We start from the raw sequence: 15,331 nt of genomic DNA, 5'->3' as shown, positions 1-15,331 counted from the left end.
CAAAAAACAATTGCAATAGCAATGATAAATATTGAATTTTGAAATTGAATTTTGCTATTAAAAAAATGAAAGTAATTAACTTACATCAAGAAGAAAGAGAATTAATCGAGTTAGCTGTCGAGAATAATCGTCATGCGCAACAAAAGATTTACTCTAAATTTTCTCCAAAAATGTTAAGTGTTTGTAGACAATATATAAAAGATTTGCATCAAGCTGAAGATATCATGATTACAGCTTTTATGAAAGTCTTTACCAATTTGAAAAATTTCAAACACGAAGGAAGTTTTGAAGGTTGGATAAGAAGAATTATGATAAACGAATGTATTTCTTATATCAGAGTTCAAAAGAAAGTAAAGTTCATTGAGGATGAGAATTATTTTGAAGAAAGCTTCAATAATATAGAAAGTCAGTTTTCTGTTGAAGATATTCAATATTTAATTGACAATTTACCTGACGGTTACAAAATGGTGTTCAACCTCTATGCGATTGAAGGTTACAAGCATCAAGAAATTGCAGAAATGCTCGGAATAAATGAAGGAACATCAAAATCGCAATTATCACATGCTAGAAAAATGTTGCAAAACAACATCAGCAAATTAAAAAATTACACAAATGGAACCGAATAATATAGAAAATCAAATAAGAGAAAAATTAAATTCTCGCGAAATCAAACCCACCGAAATGGCTTGGGATAGATTAGACGCAATGCTTTCTGTTGCAGAAGAAAAAAAAACAAAGCGTTCTCGTTTTTTGTCTTTCCAGTTTATTGGAATTGCTGCAAGCATTTTGGTTTTTCTGTCTGTTGGTTTGTTTTTTATAAATCAAAAAGAAGAAATTTCTGGAACTGATAACCAAATTGTTACAAAAGATATTGAAAATAATAAAGAACAAAAAGATTCAGTAATTACAAAACAAAATTTCACAAATGACATTATAAATCAGCAAGAAGAACAAGTTGCTCAAAACTCACAAACCACAGGACATAATCCTCAACCATCAAAAGAGAGTTTCAATTCAATCAATCAAAGAACAAATCAAAATTCAATCATCAACAAAGACAAACAAATTGAATATCAAGTTACTGAAGTCATCGCTCAGAAAGATATGCCAAAAATTAGTTCTCAAGAAAAAATTGTACAACCTAAAAAAGTTGTTGTCAATGTAGATGAGTTATTAGCGTCAGTAGAAAAAACTACAAAAAAAGAAGCTAATGTAAAAGTTAAAGTAAACGCAAATAGTTTGTTATCTCAAGTCGACGGAGAATTAGAACAAACATTCAGACAAAAAGTAATTAATAAAATAGGTAAAAATTACCAAGAAGTAAAAGTGGCTCTTGCCAACAGAAATCAAGAATAAAATTCAATATCAATTTCAAAAGTCAATTTTTAAGATTTTCACATTTCTTAAATCTAAGGTTCAAAAAATTAAGTTCAATCATCAATTAAATCAAATCATTATGAGAAATTTTACAATTTACTTAGCGCTATTACTATGTCTTTTTGCAAGCAAAATGACAGCACAAACAACTTTTGAAAGCAAAGCTAAAGCTATTGCTGACAAAATAGAAAACATTACAAAAGAAGAAAAAGCGACTTTAAAAACTGAAGTCGAAGCTGTAAATGTTCAACTAGAAAATGGCTCAATTACAAAAGAAGAAGCCGATACAAAAAAGAAAGATTTAGCGCAAGCTAGAGCAACAATTATTGAAAATCGTGTTGCTGTTGTTCAAGAAGAATTAAAAGATTTAGTGCAACAAAAAGTTAATGGGAAAATCGCAGAATCAAAAACAAATGATTCGTCAACGGTTAGAATTGGAAAAAGATTGGTTCTAACCTTTGAAAATGATTCTACTAGAAGAAAAAAGCATTATGAATATAGAGAAAGAAGAACAACTTCACAATTTGTTTTTGCACTTGGTTTAAATAATGTTGTTACTGATGGTTCTGTAGAAAATTCTGATTTCAAATTTGCAGGTTCTCGTTTCTACGAATGGGGATTGAGTTATAATACTAGAATTTTTAAAAATGATAATTTATTGCATTTAAAATATGGTGCATCATTAATGTATAACGATTTACGCCCAACAGATAATAGAGTTTTTGTAGTAAATGGTGATCAAACTAATTTAGAATATAGTCCAATAAACTTAAAAAGCTCTAGATTCAGAAATGTATATCTTGTTGCTCCATTGCATTTAGAATTTGATTTAACAGAGAAAAAAGTAAAAGACGGAAAAAATATTTTTAGAACTCATGAAAGTCTTCGTTTCGGAATTGGAGGTTACGCTGGTGTTAGAATTAAATCAAAACAAAAAACAGAATACAAAATCGACGATATTGACTATGATGTAAAAGCAAAAGGCGATTTCAACGCAAGTAATTTCATCTACGGATTGAGTACATATTTAGGTTATGGAGAAACAAGTTTGTATTTAAAATACGATTTGAATCCTTTGTTTCAAAATAATGCCATCAAACAAAATAACGTTTCATTAGGATTGCGTTTCGATTTCAATTAAAAATTTGTTGGGTTATTTATTATTTGTAGAGGCGCGATTTATCGCGTCTCTTTTGTTTAAAAAAATATGTATTTTTACACAATACAATTTTTATGATTTTCTAAAAATCTAAAAATCTAAAAATCTAAAATTGATAACCAAAGAAACCATAGATAAAGTTTACGAAGCGGCTCGAGTAGAGGAAGTTATTGGCGATTTTGTACAATTAAAGCGCGCTGGAAGTAACTTTAAAGGATTGAGTCCTTTTTCTGATGAGCGTTCGCCTTCGTTCATGGTTTCGCCTGCCAAAGGAATTTGGAAAGATTTTTCATCTGGAAAAGGAGGAAATGCCATTGCTTTTTTGATGGAACATTCGCAGTTTACTTATCCTGAAGCAATTCGGTTTTTAGCAAAAAAATACAATATTGAAGTAGAAGAAACCGAACTTTCTGAAGAAGATAAAGTTGTGGCAAATGAAAAAGAAAGCTTGTTCTTAGTTTCAGAATTTGCTTCCAAATATTTTCAAGACATGTTACTCAATTCCGAAGAAGGAAAAGCAATTGCGCTTTCTTATTTCAAAGAACGAGGATTTACTAATGATACTATAAAAAAATTCAGTCTTGGATATTCTCCAAATCAATGGGATGCGCTTACAAAAGAAGCTCTCGGTAAAGGATACAAATTAGAATTTCTGGAAAAAACAGGATTAACAATTGTTGGAGAAGACAAACAGTTTGACCGATTTAAAGGTCGTGTGATGTTTCCAATTCAGTCCATGAGTGGAAGAGTTTTGGGTTTTGGAGGTCGAATTTTAACTAACGATAAAAAAGCAGCAAAATATCTCAATTCACCAGAAAGTGATTTGTACCACAAGAGTAAAGTTTTGTACGGAATTTTTCATGCAAAACAAGCTATTGCAAAGCAAGATAATTGCTATTTGGTTGAAGGTTATACCGATGTAATTCAAATGCATCAAGCCGGAATTGAGAATGTAGTTTCCTCTTCTGGAACAGCTTTAACACCTGACCAAATCCGTTTAATAAATCGATTAACCAAAAACGTAACCGTTCTTTTTGATGGTGATGCTGCAGGTTTGCGCGCTTCTATTCGAGGTATCGATTTAATTTTGGAAGAAGGAATGAACGTAAGAGTTTGTACTTTTCCTGATGGAGAAGATCCAGATAGTTTTGCAAAAAAAACGCCTTTGCAAGATTTGATTCAATATTTTGAAGATAATTCTATGGATTTTATTCAATTCAAAGCGTCACTTTTAATGAAAGATGCTAAGAATGATCCAATCAAGAAAGCCGATTTAATTCGCGATATGGTGGCTAGTATTTCTAAAATTCCGGATAGAATTAAAAGAGAAGTTTACATCAAAGAAACCTCCAGAATTATGGATATTTCCGAAGATGTTTTATTCAATACATTAGCGCAATTAGTCAAAAAAGACATTTCTGATTTAGGTAAAAAACTAAAAGAAGAGCAAACCGCTTTTGAAGTTGTAAAAAATGAAAATCCTGTTGTTGCTGCTAATGTTGATGTTCAATATGTACTTGAATTAAAGATTATTGATAATCTTTTGAATTACGGAATGTTAGAAATGGAGTATGAAGATTTAGTCCAAGATGTTAATGAAAAAGGAGATGTAGAAAATAAACCGGAAATAAAAAAACGTAAAGTTTATGAATTCATTTTTTTGAGTATGCAAGAAGATGAAACTGAATTTAGTAATCCAACATTAAAGAGTATTTATAATTATTTAATAGATTATTTCAATCTTTTTGAGTCATTTGATGTTGAAAAGTTTTTAATGAATTTAACTCCTGAAATTTCTCAAGTAGTTACATCTATTGTAATGGATTCTGAAAAATATACTTTAGCAAATTGGGATAGAAAAAATATATTTGTTAAGAAAAAAGAAGATTCAGTTAGTCAAGATGTTTTTGATACTATTATTAGATTAAGGTGGTTGTTGGTAAGTAAAATAATTAAAAATTTACAAAATTCAGTTTCTAATGATTTTCAAGTAGATAATAATTCAATTTTGTCAGAAATTATGGATTATGATGAGCTAGCAAAGATTTTTTCAAAAAAGCTAGGAACTGTTGTTCAAATATACAACTAAAAAGCTCAAATTTCATCACGAAATTTGAGCTTTATTCTAATATTTAAACAATATCCAATGTCTTCGCTTTATTTACTAAATCAACTAAATTAGTAACATTCAGTTTTTGTAAAAGTCTAAGTTTGTAGGTCGAAATTGTTTTCTCGTTCAATCCAAGAGTTGATGAAATTTCTTTGTTTTTCTTTCCATCACATAAATAACGAAGCACTTCAATTTCTCTGTTAGATAATTTTCTATAAAGACGTTCGTTTTTATTTTGTTTAGCAATCAAAGCTAAACTCTTTTTCATACTATCACTAAGCATAATAATTCCTTGATGAACACGAATTATAGTAGTTCCAAGGGTTTCTAACTTAGCAGATTTATGAACATAACCCGAAACTCCAGCTTTGATAGCATTTGGAGCATAAATTTGCTCGTTCAAACTTGTAAAAACAAGAACTTTTGTATTTGGGAAATTCTTTATAACAGCTTTTAATTCATAGATACTTTTCAATCCGTCAAGTTCTAAATCAATTACTAAAACATTGATTTCTTTGTTGCGCAAAGCATCTGGAACCATGTAAAAGCTACCTACATTTGAAACCACGCTAATTTCAGGATGGTCTTTAAAATATGATTTTACGCCATAATGTACAACAGGATAATTATCGGCAAGACATACATTTATCATAATTTTAATTTTTTAGAATCTATAATTCAGAATTATTTACAAAGTTAATAAAAAAATGCAAATAATTGAAAATCAATGTTAATTAATTATTTGTAACTTTTTGGTATTTCACAAACTGGAATAGGTTGCATCTTATGTTGATTAACGAAATTTAATCGTTTGTAGATTTCAAAAACCTCTTTTTTTCTATCTGAAAAATCATTTACTATACTGCCTTTCTCATCTTCAAGCATTGCCCATTCTAATTCGTCATAACTTGCGCCAAGTTGATCTTCATCAGTTCTGTTATCTCCAAATAAACCATCAGTTGGGGCTGCGCTTTGTATGGATTGAGGAATTTCTAAAAATTTACCAAGAGCATAAACATCACTTTTCATTAAATCAGCAATCGGACTCAAATCAACACCGCCATCACCATATTTAGTGTAAAATCCTACGCCAAAATCTTCAACTTTATTTCCTGTTCCAGCAACTAACAGTCCATGAATTCCTGCAAAATAGTACAAAGTTGTCATTCGCAATCGCGCTCGTGTGTTGGCTAATGATAAATTGTATTTTGCTTCACTATCACTCACAGGCATTTCAGCTTTAAAATTATCATAAACTGGAGTTAAATTTGCTTCTGCACAACTAACATTAGGAAATCGCTTCATTAATTGTTCAATGTGTTCTTTTCCTCTATTAACTTGATTTTGAGATTGATGAATTGGCATTTCGACACATAAAGTTTGTAAACCTGTTTGGGCACACAGTGTAGAAGTTACTGCTGAATCAACGCCTCCAGAAATTCCTACAACAAAACCATTTACTTTTGCGTTATTAGCATAAGTTTTCAACCAGCTTACAATATGTTCATTAACTTTTTCTACTTGAATTGTACTCGCTTTTGACATTTTATTTTAAGATTTAAAAATCCGTAATGTATATTTGCAAAAGTAATAAAATAAAGATTAAAAGTTTGTAGTGCTAAGTACACAATTAATCGTTAATTAATAAATACGACGAAATACGTATTTTATAGAATAATAAAAATGATATGAGAAAATATTTTTTACTGATAATCGCTTTTGTAGTTTTTTCGTGTGATAAAAAATCAAAAGTTGAAAAAGCTGTTGAGGAAATTCCAGTTGAAATGAAAGTTGTTCGTTTTGAACAAGCTTTTTTTGAATCAAAGCCAGAAGATTTAGCTACTGTAAAGGCAGAATATCCTGAATTTTTCCCCGAAGGAACACCAGATGAAGTTTGGTTAGAGAAACTACAACATCCTCAATGGCGTGAACTTTATGCTGAGGTTGAAAGAAAATATAAAAACTTTTCAGGAAAACAAACAGAAATTGAGGAGCTTTTCAAACATATTAAATATTATTTTCCAACAATTAAAGTGCCAAAAATTTATACAGTTATTGGAGAAATGGATTATAATAGTAAAGTAATTTATGCAAATGACAAATTGTTAATTGCTCTCGAATTGTATCTTGGCGGAAAACATAAATTCTATTCCGACTTTCCTGAATATATTTCTCAAAATTTTGAAGAAAGACAAATGTTGCCCGATGTTGTTACAAGTTTTGCTAATGGAGTAGTTCCAGCACCGCTTGTAAATGATAAAACATTGTTAGCTCAGATGATTTATTATGGAAAGGAATTGTATTTAAAAGATATTTTATTGTCTGAAGATTATACTGATGCTGAAAAAATTGGCTACACACCACAGCAAATCACTTGGAGTAAAGAAAATGAATATTTTATTTGGATGAATTTCATAGAAAATCAATATTTATTCAATACAAGTCCTAAGTTGCTGAGTCAGTTTATAAATTTAGCGCCTTTTTCTAAATTCTATTTAGAAATTGATAACGAATCACCAGGTAGAATTGGACAATGGATTGGATGGCAAATTGTTCGTTCCTACATGGAGAATAATCCAAAAACAACCGTACAACAATTATTAAAAATGGATGCAAAAGTAATTTTTGAAGCATCAAAATATAAACCAAGTAAAAATGAGTAAAAATATAACTTCCGAAATAAAATTTGTAGTAGAACTTGATGAGAATCGTGTTCCAGAAAAATTGACATGGACGGCACAAGATGGTGGCGTTGAACTTGAAGAAGCTAAAGCGATGTTATTATCCATTTGGGATAGCAAAGCTAAAGAAACGTTGCGTATAGATTTATGGACAAAAGACATGCCAGTTGACGAAATGAAAATCTTTTTTCACCAAACACTAGTTGCCATGGCCGATACTTTTGAAAGAGCTACACAAGATGAAAAAATGGCTTCAACCATGAGAGATTTCACCGATTATTTTGCTGAGAAATTAGAATTGAAAGGATAAAAAAGTGGTTCGCAATTGCGAACCACTTTTTTAATTAGTAAACTTTATTGATTTTTTATTGATTTGATTCATTAGTTTTTTATAACATCCCATAATTACTTTATGTTTTGGATTATAAGTTAAACCTGAGTTTTCATCAATTGAACCAATAATACTTTGATTATAAACTATTTCACCTTTATTTAAATCATAAATCTCAATTGTAACTCTAGCAAAAGTCATTTGTTTTTTATAGTATGCATGATCTATTACATTAAAATTTGTCAAATCATTCCTTTCATCTTCACATTTTACATTAATATAAAAATCATAATTAGTTCCTTTTTTTAAATCTAAAATTGTTGTTCTGTTTGGTTTTAAATTTATTTTTTGTGGTATCAATAATGATTTATTATCCAAATAATATGTAATGCGGTTTTTGAGATGTTCAGAAAAATCATTTAAAGATGTCTTGGTGATCTCATCTTTGATTTCAGCATCTGCTTCAACGTTTCCTAACAACCATTTTCCTTTCGAAAAATCAATTCCAGATGTTTGACTTAAATTTTCTGTAAAATATTGAGTTGTATTACAAGAGCAAAGTGATAAAAAAAATATAAACAGTAATATGTTTCTCATTTTTGTATTGTTGTATGTAATATGAGAATATCTAAAACTCATTCATTTCTTTAAAAACATCTTGATTTACGCCATCAATAAATTCTAAAAGCTTGTCTTTGCCTGTTCCTTCTGTTGATGAGGTAACAAAATATTGTGGCATTTCTTCCCAGTTATTAGCTAAAAGTTGTTTCTTGTAAGCGGCAATGTGAGAATCAATTTTAGTTTTACTAATCTTGTCGGCTTTGGTAAAAATGATACAAAAGGGTATTTCACTTTCGCCTAAATATTCTATAAATTCTAAATCAATTTTTTGTGCTTCTAATCGAATATCTATTAATACAAAAGCACAAACAAGTTGTTCCCTTTTTTCGAAATAATCAGTAATGAATTCTTGAAAAACATCTTTGGTTTTTTTAGAAACTCGTGCATAACCATAACCTGGTAAATCGACTAAAAACCAATTGGAATTAATTTTAAAGTGATTTATCAATTGAGTTTTTCCTGGTTTTCCTGATGTTTTTGCCAAATTTTTATGATTGGTCAACATGTTAATCAAGGATGATTTTCCAACATTGGAACGACCTATAAAAGCATATTCAGGCAAACGTTCTAAAGGACATTTACTTACATCAGAATTGCTAATAATAAATTCGGCAGTATTAATTTTCATGATATTTTTTTGATTCACTCAGAATCATTTTAATCTTACAAATGCTCTTTTGTTAACCATATTTCAAGTAAACGATTGAATTCATCTGGATGTTCCATCATAGCGGCATGACCACATTTATCAATCCAGTATAAATCTGAATTTGGCATTAACTTATGGAATTCTTCTGCAACTTCTGGTGGAGTTACTGCATCATTTTTACCCCAAATCAAACACGTTTTTACATGCATTTTTGGTAAATCTTTAGCCATATTATGACGGATGGCACTTTTAGCAATGGTAAGTGTTTTTATAACTTTAATTCGATCATTTACAACCGCAAAAACTTCATCTACAATTTCTTTTGTAGCTATTTTTGGATTATAAAAAACGGCTTCTGCTTTGTTTTTAATGTATTCATAATCACCTCTTTTTGGATAACTATCGCCCATGGCACTTTCATAAAGTCCTGAACTTCCTGTAATTACTAATCCCGCAACTTTCTCAGGATACATTTTTGTATGATACAATGCAATATGTCCGCCAAGTGAATTTCCTAAAAGAATTACGCGGTCGAAACCTTTATAAGTAATGAAGTCTTTCACGTATTTGGCGAAAGCTTTTACATTTGTTTTTAAAATATTTTGTGTATAAAGTGGCAACTCAGGAATAACAATTTTATATCCTTTTTGTGAGAAATGTTTAGCAACTCCTTCAAAGTTACTCAATCCACCCATTAAGCCATGCAAAATAACTATTGGAGTTCCTTCTCCAACCTCAATATAATTGTATTTTTTGTCTTTTACTGTAGTCAAATCCATATTCTTTGGCTCATTTTTTCAATTGTTACAAACCTACACAAATTTTACCAATATCAAACCAATATGAATTCAAATTTTACACAAACTTATTTCCAATACAGTTTAATATTTATCCATTTATCAACATCTCAATAATTACTTTTTTTTCTTTTTTAAAAATTTATAGAATCATTTTTTTATTAAATATTTCGTAACTAAATGTGTTTGACTGTCAATTTATTGCGTTAAATCAACGATTCTAAATGTTTTGTTAATTATTATTTAAAGTTGGTCGAGTTTTAAAGTAATTAACAAAATTCTAAAAGTGGTAAAACTTATTAACAAAGTGGAGTTAAGTGGTAGAATGTGGAGAATTATTTTATATTTTTGCTCATTATCATTAAAAACTAATTAGTTGAACTCATTAATCGGAACATACGAATGTAAAGTTGATATCAAAGGAAGGCTGCTTTTGCCTGCGCCTTTGAAGAAACAACTTGCTACTTCGCTACAAGACGGATTTGTTTTGAAACGTTCTGTTTTTCAGCCATGTTTGGAACTTTATCCAATGGCAGAGTGGAATTTAATGATGCAAAAAGTGAACAAGCTCAACCGATTTGTAAAGAAAAATAACGACTTCATTCGTCGTTTTCAAGCTGGTGTAAAAGTGGTTGAAATTGATGCGTTAGGACGTCTTCTTGTTCCTAAAGATTTGACCAATTTTGCTCAAATTACTAAAGATATTGTCTTGTCTTCAACAGTAAATATTGTTGAGATTTGGGATAAAGATTTATACGAAAAAGCTATAGATGATACTGTTGGAGATTTTGCTGATTTGGCAGAAGATGTAATGGGAAATGTAAATGATGACGACAATGGAATATCATAATCCAGTATTATTAAAAGAAACAGTTGACGGTTTAAATTGTAATCCAGATGGTGTTTATGTAGATGTCACTTTTGGTGGTGGAGGACATTCAAGAGAAATTTTGAGTCGCCTTGGTCCAAACGGAAAATTATTTGCTTTTGATCAAGATGAAGATGCTTGGGGAAATGCGTTACCAGATGAACGATTTACTTTGATTCAAGAAAATTTTAGATACATCAAACGTTTTTTAAGATTTCATGGAATCAAGCAAGTAGATGGAATTTTAGCTGATTTAGGAGTTTCATCACATCAATTTGATGTTCCAGAAAGAGGTTTTTCAACGCGATTTGATGCCGATTTGGATATGAGAATGAGTAAGAAAAACGATTTAGATGCTTACAAAGTAATCAATGAGTATGATGATGTTAACTTGAAAAGAATTTTTTTAGACTATGGTGAGTTGAAAATTGCTCCAGCTTTAGCAAGAACAATTATTGATGCACGAGCAATAAAAGCTATAGATACAACCGATGAATTGAAATTAGTTTTGCAACGTTTTTTGCCAGAACAATTTAAAAATAAAATTTTGGCTCAAATCTATCAAGCAATTAGAATTGAGGTGAATCAAGAAATGGATGTTTTGAAAGAATTCTTAGAACAATCTTTAGATGTTTTAAAACCTGAAGGAAGATTAAGTGTGATTTCATATCATTCTCTAGAAGATAGATTAGTAAAAAGATTCATGAAAAACGGAATGTTTGAGGGCGAACCGGAACGCGATTTCTTCGGAAATTTTTCAGTTCCATTCAAATTAATAGGAAAACTAATTGTTCCAACGGAAGGAGAAATAAAAATAAACAATCGAGCAAGAAGCGCAAAGTTAAGAATAGCAGAGAAGAAATAGTTAGCAGTTTTCAAATTGAAAATAACTGAACACTGAATACTGAGCACTGAACACTAACTAATATGAAAATTGGAATTTACAACATACTAAAAGCAAGATTTCTTGTCAATGAAGACGCTACTAAAAATTGGCGTTTCATAGTGTTTTTAATTGTACTTGCCATAATCATGATTGCAAATACACACCGATTTGAACAAAAAATATTCAAAATCGCTGATTTAACAAACGAAGTTAAAGAATTGCGTTCTGAATTTGTTGACAGACGTTCGGAGTTAATGAAGTTAAAAATGGAATCTACCGTTTCAAAAAAGATGGAAGCCAGAAATATATTTCCATCTCAGGTTCCGCCACAAAAAATAAAAGTTAAACAACCAGAAGAAAAAAGTTTCTTTAAAAAAATATGGCAGTAGAAGATAAAAATATCTCTTACAGAATTTATCTGATGGCGTTCATCATTTTTTTGATGGCGTTAGCGATAACCATAAAACTTACTAACATACAGTGGGTAGAAGGCGACTATTATAGAAAATTAGCCAAAGATAGAACGGTTAAAACTTTCGTAATTCCAGCAAATAAAGGAAATATTTATTCATCAGATGGTAGTTTGTTAGCAACATCAATTCCTAATTATACTATTCGTTTTGATGCTGTTGCGCCAAAATCTGAGGATTTCGAAAGCAAAGCCGATTCGTTAGCAATGAGTTTGTCTAAATTATTAGGAAAACCAACTTCTCATTATCAATCATTATTGAGAAAAGCACGTGCTAATAAAAGTAGATACACTCTAATTGCTGAGGATTTAAGTTACACAGAATATTCAAAAATTAAAAAATTTCCACTTTTCAACAAAGGTGCTTACAAAGGTGGAATTATTGTGGAGCAAAAAACAGTACGAGAACATCCAATCGGTAAAATCGCAGAAAGAACCATTGGTTACGAAAGAATCGATGAAAATGGTCAACTAAAAAGAGTTGGAATTGAAGGTGCTTTTGGTAAATATCTAAACGGAAAAGACGGAAAAGTTTTAAAACAAAAGATTGCAAAAGGACAATGGAAACCTATTCGTGACCAAAACGAAGTTGATCCACAAGATGGATACGATGTAATTTCCACTATTGATGTATACATTCAAGATATTGCGCATCATGCCTTGTTAAAACAACTTGAAGAATATGGCGCAGAACATGGTTGTGTTGTTGTAATGGAAACTAAAACTGGTCAAGTAAAAGCGATTTCTAATTTAGGAAGAGACGAGAAGTCTGGCAATTATTATGAAACTATAAATTATGCTGTAGCAGAATCGCACGAACCTGGTTCTACTTTCAAATTGGTTGATATGATTGCGCTTTTAGACGATAATAAAGTAGATACATCTAAGGTTTATGATAGTAACGGCGGAATCATTACCTATAGAGGAAAAAAAGTGCGTGATTCTCACGAAGGTGGTTATGGAAAAATTTCTCTTGGAAAAGGTTTTGAAGTTTCATCTAATACCATTTTGGTTCAAGCAGTTGTAGAGAATTATAAAAATAATCCAGAGCAATTTGTAAACAGAATCAATAATTTAGGATTAAACAAACCGCTTGGATTACCATTTCAAGGTGAAGGTAAACCAATAGTTCATCAGCCATCAGATGATAGTTGGAATCCTAATACATTGCCTTGGATGGCTTTTGGATACAACGTTGCAGTGACGCCTTTACAGACTTTGACATTATATAATGCTGTTGCAAATAACGGAGTAATGGTAAAGCCACAATTCGTTTCTGAAATTAAAGAATGGAATAAAACCATTAAGAAATATGATAAACAAATTATCAATCCGAAGATTTGTTCAGATGTCACAATAAAAAAATTAAAAGCTCTTTTAGCCAATGTGGTAAAAAGAGGTACAGCTGAAAAATTGTATTCTAAAGATTTTTCAATGGCAGGAAAAACAGGAACTGCTGCGGCTGGTTATGGAACAAATGGCGGAAGTGATAAATATTATATTTCATCATTTGTGGGTTATTTTCCTGCAGAGCATCCAAAATATTCTTGCATTGTTGTGGTTCATAAGCCAAATACTTCAATGAATAACTATTATGGTGCAGATGTTGCCGGACCAGTTTTCAAGAGAATTGCTCAAAAGATTTTCACAGATGCACCGTCAACTAACGAAATAAAAAATCTTGATAAAAAAGTAGCCAAACAAGAATCTAAATATCAAGAATATTTTACAAAAGCACAAAATGTAAAAAGTAAAATTCCTAATCTAAAAGGAATGCCAGGAATGGATGCAGTAGCACTTTTGGAAAATTTAGGAATTAAAGTAAAAGTAAAAGGAATTGGAAAGGTTAAAAATCAATCGATTCAAGCCGGACAACCTATTATCAAAAACACAATTATAACACTAGAATTATCGTGATCGTTTTAAAAGACATATTATATAAAGTTGCTATTGAAGCTGTAAAAGGTTCAACAGAAATCGCTGTGAATAAAATCGAATTCGATTCGAGAAAAATTCAAGAGAATGACGTTTTTGTAGCCATTCGCGGAACAGTTTCTGACGGTCACGACTTTATCGAAAAAGCGATTAATCTTGGTGCCGTTGTAATTGTTTGTGATACATTACCAGAAGTAATCATTTCTGGAATTACTTACATTCAAGTTAAAGATACTAATTCGGCTTTGGCTTTTATGGCTTCTAATTATTATGATAATCCATCGTCTAAATTACGTTTAGTTGGAATCACAGGAACTAATGGTAAGACAACAATTGCGTCTCTTTTATACCAATTATTCGAAAAAGCAGGATACAAAGTTGGTTTGCTTTCTACGGTAAAAATTATGGTCAATGATGTGGAACATAAAGCAACACATACAACTCCAGATTCTTTAACCATCAATTATTTTTTAAATGAAATGATTGAAATCGGTTGTGATTATTGTTTTATGGAAGTGAGTTCACATGGTGTTCATCAAAAACGTACAGAAGGATTGCACTTTGAAGGTGGCGTTTTTACCAATTTGTCGCACGATCATTTAGATTATCATCCAACATTTGCAGAATATCGTGATGTTAAAAAATCGTTTTTTGATCATTTGCCAAAGCAATCTTTTGCTTTAACCAATGTTGATGATAAAAATGGAGCTGTGATGCTTCAAAATACCAATGCAAGAAAATTAACATATGCCTTAAAATCATATGCCAATTATAAAGCACAAATTCTTGAAAATCAACTTTCAGGATTGCTGCTTAAGATTAATGAAAATGAGGTTTGGGTAAAACTTATTGGAACTTTTAATGCTTATAATTTACTTGCAATTTATGGAACAGCTGTTGAACTAGGATTAGAATCGCTTGAAGTTTTGAGATTACTATCCGAATTAGAAAGTGTTTCAGGTCGTTTTCAGTTTATTGTTTCAAACGATAAAATTACAGCTATTGTAGATTATGCTCATACGCCAGATGCTTTAGAAAATGTCCTGAAAACCATCAACGATATCCGAACAAAAAACGAACAATTAATAACAGTTGTTGGTTGTGGCGGTGATAGAGATAAAACGAAAAGACCAATAATGGCCAACATCGCAACACAAATGAGTGATAAGGTAATCATCACTTCTGACAATCCACGAACAGAGAATCCGTCAACGATTATCGCCGAAATGGAAGCAGGTGTTGAACCACAAAATTTTAAAAAATCACTTTCTATTGAAGATAGAAAACAAGCAATAAAAACCGCTTGCCAATTAGCAAATGCAAATGATATTATTCTAATTGCTGGTAAAGGACACGAGGCCTATCAAGAAATCCAAGGTGTTCGCCATGATTTTGATGATATGAAAATAGTTAAAGAATTTTTAGAACAAATGAACAAATAACCCAAT

At 30.7% G+C, this 15,331-nt stretch carries 16 protein-coding genes; 11 read left to right on the top strand and 5 right to left on the bottom strand.

Annotation, left to right across the window (positions count from 1 at the left end; genetic code table 11):
• The first annotated feature begins 65 nt into the window (after positions 1–65).
• From Q0049_RS13350 to dnaG, 4 genes are all read left to right on the top strand, one after another.
• Positions 66–626, top strand: coding sequence for an RNA polymerase sigma factor (locus Q0049_RS13350; protein WP_298120668.1), 561 nt, complete (start codon positions 66–68; stop codon positions 624–626).
• A complete protein-coding gene (locus Q0049_RS13345) occupies positions 613–1,356 on the top strand; it encodes a hypothetical protein (RefSeq protein WP_298120666.1) in 744 nt (247 codons plus the stop codon). Before Q0049_RS13350 ends, Q0049_RS13345 begins: the two co-directional genes overlap by 14 nt.
• Positions 1,357–1,456: 100 nt before the next feature.
• Positions 1,457–2,518 (top strand): hypothetical protein, encoded by a 1,062-nt coding sequence (locus tag Q0049_RS13340; RefSeq protein ID WP_298120665.1) that lies wholly within the window; start codon positions 1,457–1,459, stop codon positions 2,516–2,518.
• Positions 2,519–2,648: 130 nt separating this feature from the next.
• Entirely contained in the window at positions 2,649–4,625 is a 1,977-nt protein-coding gene (dnaG, locus tag Q0049_RS13335) for a DNA primase (RefSeq protein ID WP_298120663.1), read from the top strand.
• A gap of 43 nt (positions 4,626–4,668) precedes the next feature.
• Here the strand turns inward: dnaG and Q0049_RS13330 are convergent, their stop codons facing one another.
• Together Q0049_RS13330 and nadE are read right to left on the bottom strand one after the other, a co-directional pair.
• Positions 4,669–5,298, bottom strand: coding sequence for a response regulator transcription factor (locus Q0049_RS13330; protein ID WP_298120659.1), 630 nt, complete (start codon positions 5,296–5,298; stop codon positions 4,669–4,671).
• Between the two features lie 86 nt (positions 5,299–5,384).
• Positions 5,385–6,191, bottom strand: coding sequence for an NAD(+) synthase (gene nadE / locus Q0049_RS13325; RefSeq protein WP_298120657.1), 807 nt, complete (start codon positions 6,189–6,191; stop codon positions 5,385–5,387).
• Positions 6,192–6,334: 143 nt separating this feature from the next.
• Here nadE and gldB point away from each other — a divergent pair, with 143 nt between their 5' ends.
• Positions 6,335–7,309 (top strand): gliding motility lipoprotein GldB, encoded by a 975-nt coding sequence (gene gldB / locus Q0049_RS13320; RefSeq protein ID WP_298120655.1) that lies wholly within the window; start codon positions 6,335–6,337, stop codon positions 7,307–7,309.
• Positions 7,302–7,637: a gliding motility protein GldC gene (gene gldC / locus Q0049_RS13315; protein ID WP_298120653.1), complete on the top strand. Its 336-nt coding sequence runs from the start codon at positions 7,302–7,304 to the stop codon at positions 7,635–7,637. The genes gldB and gldC overlap by 8 nt, the downstream gene beginning before the upstream one ends.
• 30 nt (positions 7,638–7,667) lie before the next feature.
• Here gldC and Q0049_RS13310 read toward each other — a convergent pair whose 3' ends face one another.
• From Q0049_RS13310 to Q0049_RS13300, 3 genes are read right to left on the bottom strand one after another with little or no spacing between them, the layout of a single operon-like run.
• Positions 7,668–8,255 carry a hypothetical protein gene (locus tag Q0049_RS13310; RefSeq protein WP_298120650.1) on the bottom strand — a complete coding sequence of 196 codons (588 nt, stop codon included), beginning with the start codon at positions 8,253–8,255 and terminating at the stop codon, positions 7,668–7,670.
• Between the two features lie 31 nt (positions 8,256–8,286).
• Positions 8,287–8,907 (bottom strand): ribosome biogenesis GTP-binding protein YihA/YsxC, encoded by a 621-nt coding sequence (yihA, locus tag Q0049_RS13305; RefSeq protein ID WP_298120647.1) that lies wholly within the window; start codon positions 8,905–8,907, stop codon positions 8,287–8,289.
• A 35-nt stretch (positions 8,908–8,942) separates the two neighbouring features.
• Entirely contained in the window at positions 8,943–9,707 is a 765-nt protein-coding gene (locus Q0049_RS13300) for an alpha/beta hydrolase (RefSeq protein WP_298120645.1), read from the bottom strand.
• 394 nt (positions 9,708–10,101) lie between these two features.
• On the opposite strand from Q0049_RS13300, the gene mraZ reads away from it, so the two are divergent.
• The 5 genes from mraZ to Q0049_RS13275 all read left to right on the top strand — a co-directional run bounded on the left by mraZ (position 10,102) and on the right by Q0049_RS13275 (position 15,325).
• On the top strand, positions 10,102–10,575 hold the full coding sequence (gene mraZ, locus Q0049_RS13295; RefSeq protein WP_298120642.1) for a division/cell wall cluster transcriptional repressor MraZ: 474 nt from the start codon (positions 10,102–10,104) through the stop codon (positions 10,573–10,575).
• Entirely contained in the window at positions 10,550–11,458 is a 909-nt protein-coding gene (gene rsmH, locus Q0049_RS13290) for a 16S rRNA (cytosine(1402)-N(4))-methyltransferase RsmH (RefSeq protein ID WP_298120639.1), read from the top strand. The genes mraZ and rsmH overlap by 26 nt, the downstream gene beginning before the upstream one ends.
• A gap of 62 nt (positions 11,459–11,520) precedes the next feature.
• The gene (locus Q0049_RS13285; RefSeq protein ID WP_298120636.1) at positions 11,521–11,868 is read left to right on the top strand and encodes an FtsL-like putative cell division protein; all 348 of its coding nucleotides are present in this window, start codon (positions 11,521–11,523) and stop codon (positions 11,866–11,868) included.
• Complete coding sequence (locus Q0049_RS13280) at positions 11,859–13,865, top strand: penicillin-binding protein (protein ID WP_298120633.1); 2,007 nt, start codon at positions 11,859–11,861, stop codon at positions 13,863–13,865. Before Q0049_RS13285 ends, Q0049_RS13280 begins: the two co-directional genes overlap by 10 nt.
• The gene (locus Q0049_RS13275) at positions 13,862–15,325 is read left to right on the top strand and encodes a UDP-N-acetylmuramoyl-L-alanyl-D-glutamate--2,6-diaminopimelate ligase (protein WP_298120630.1); all 1,464 of its coding nucleotides are present in this window, start codon (positions 13,862–13,864) and stop codon (positions 15,323–15,325) included. The genes Q0049_RS13280 and Q0049_RS13275 overlap by 4 nt, the downstream gene beginning before the upstream one ends.
• The last annotated feature ends 6 nt before the right edge of the window (positions 15,326–15,331 follow it).

The sequence above is a fragment of the Flavobacterium sp. genome (assembly GCF_027484205.1).
GTDB lineage: Bacteria > Bacteroidota > Bacteroidia > Flavobacteriales > Flavobacteriaceae > Flavobacterium.
The sequence above is the reverse complement of the archived record's forward strand: the minus strand, read 5'-3'. Positions and strand labels throughout refer to the sequence as shown.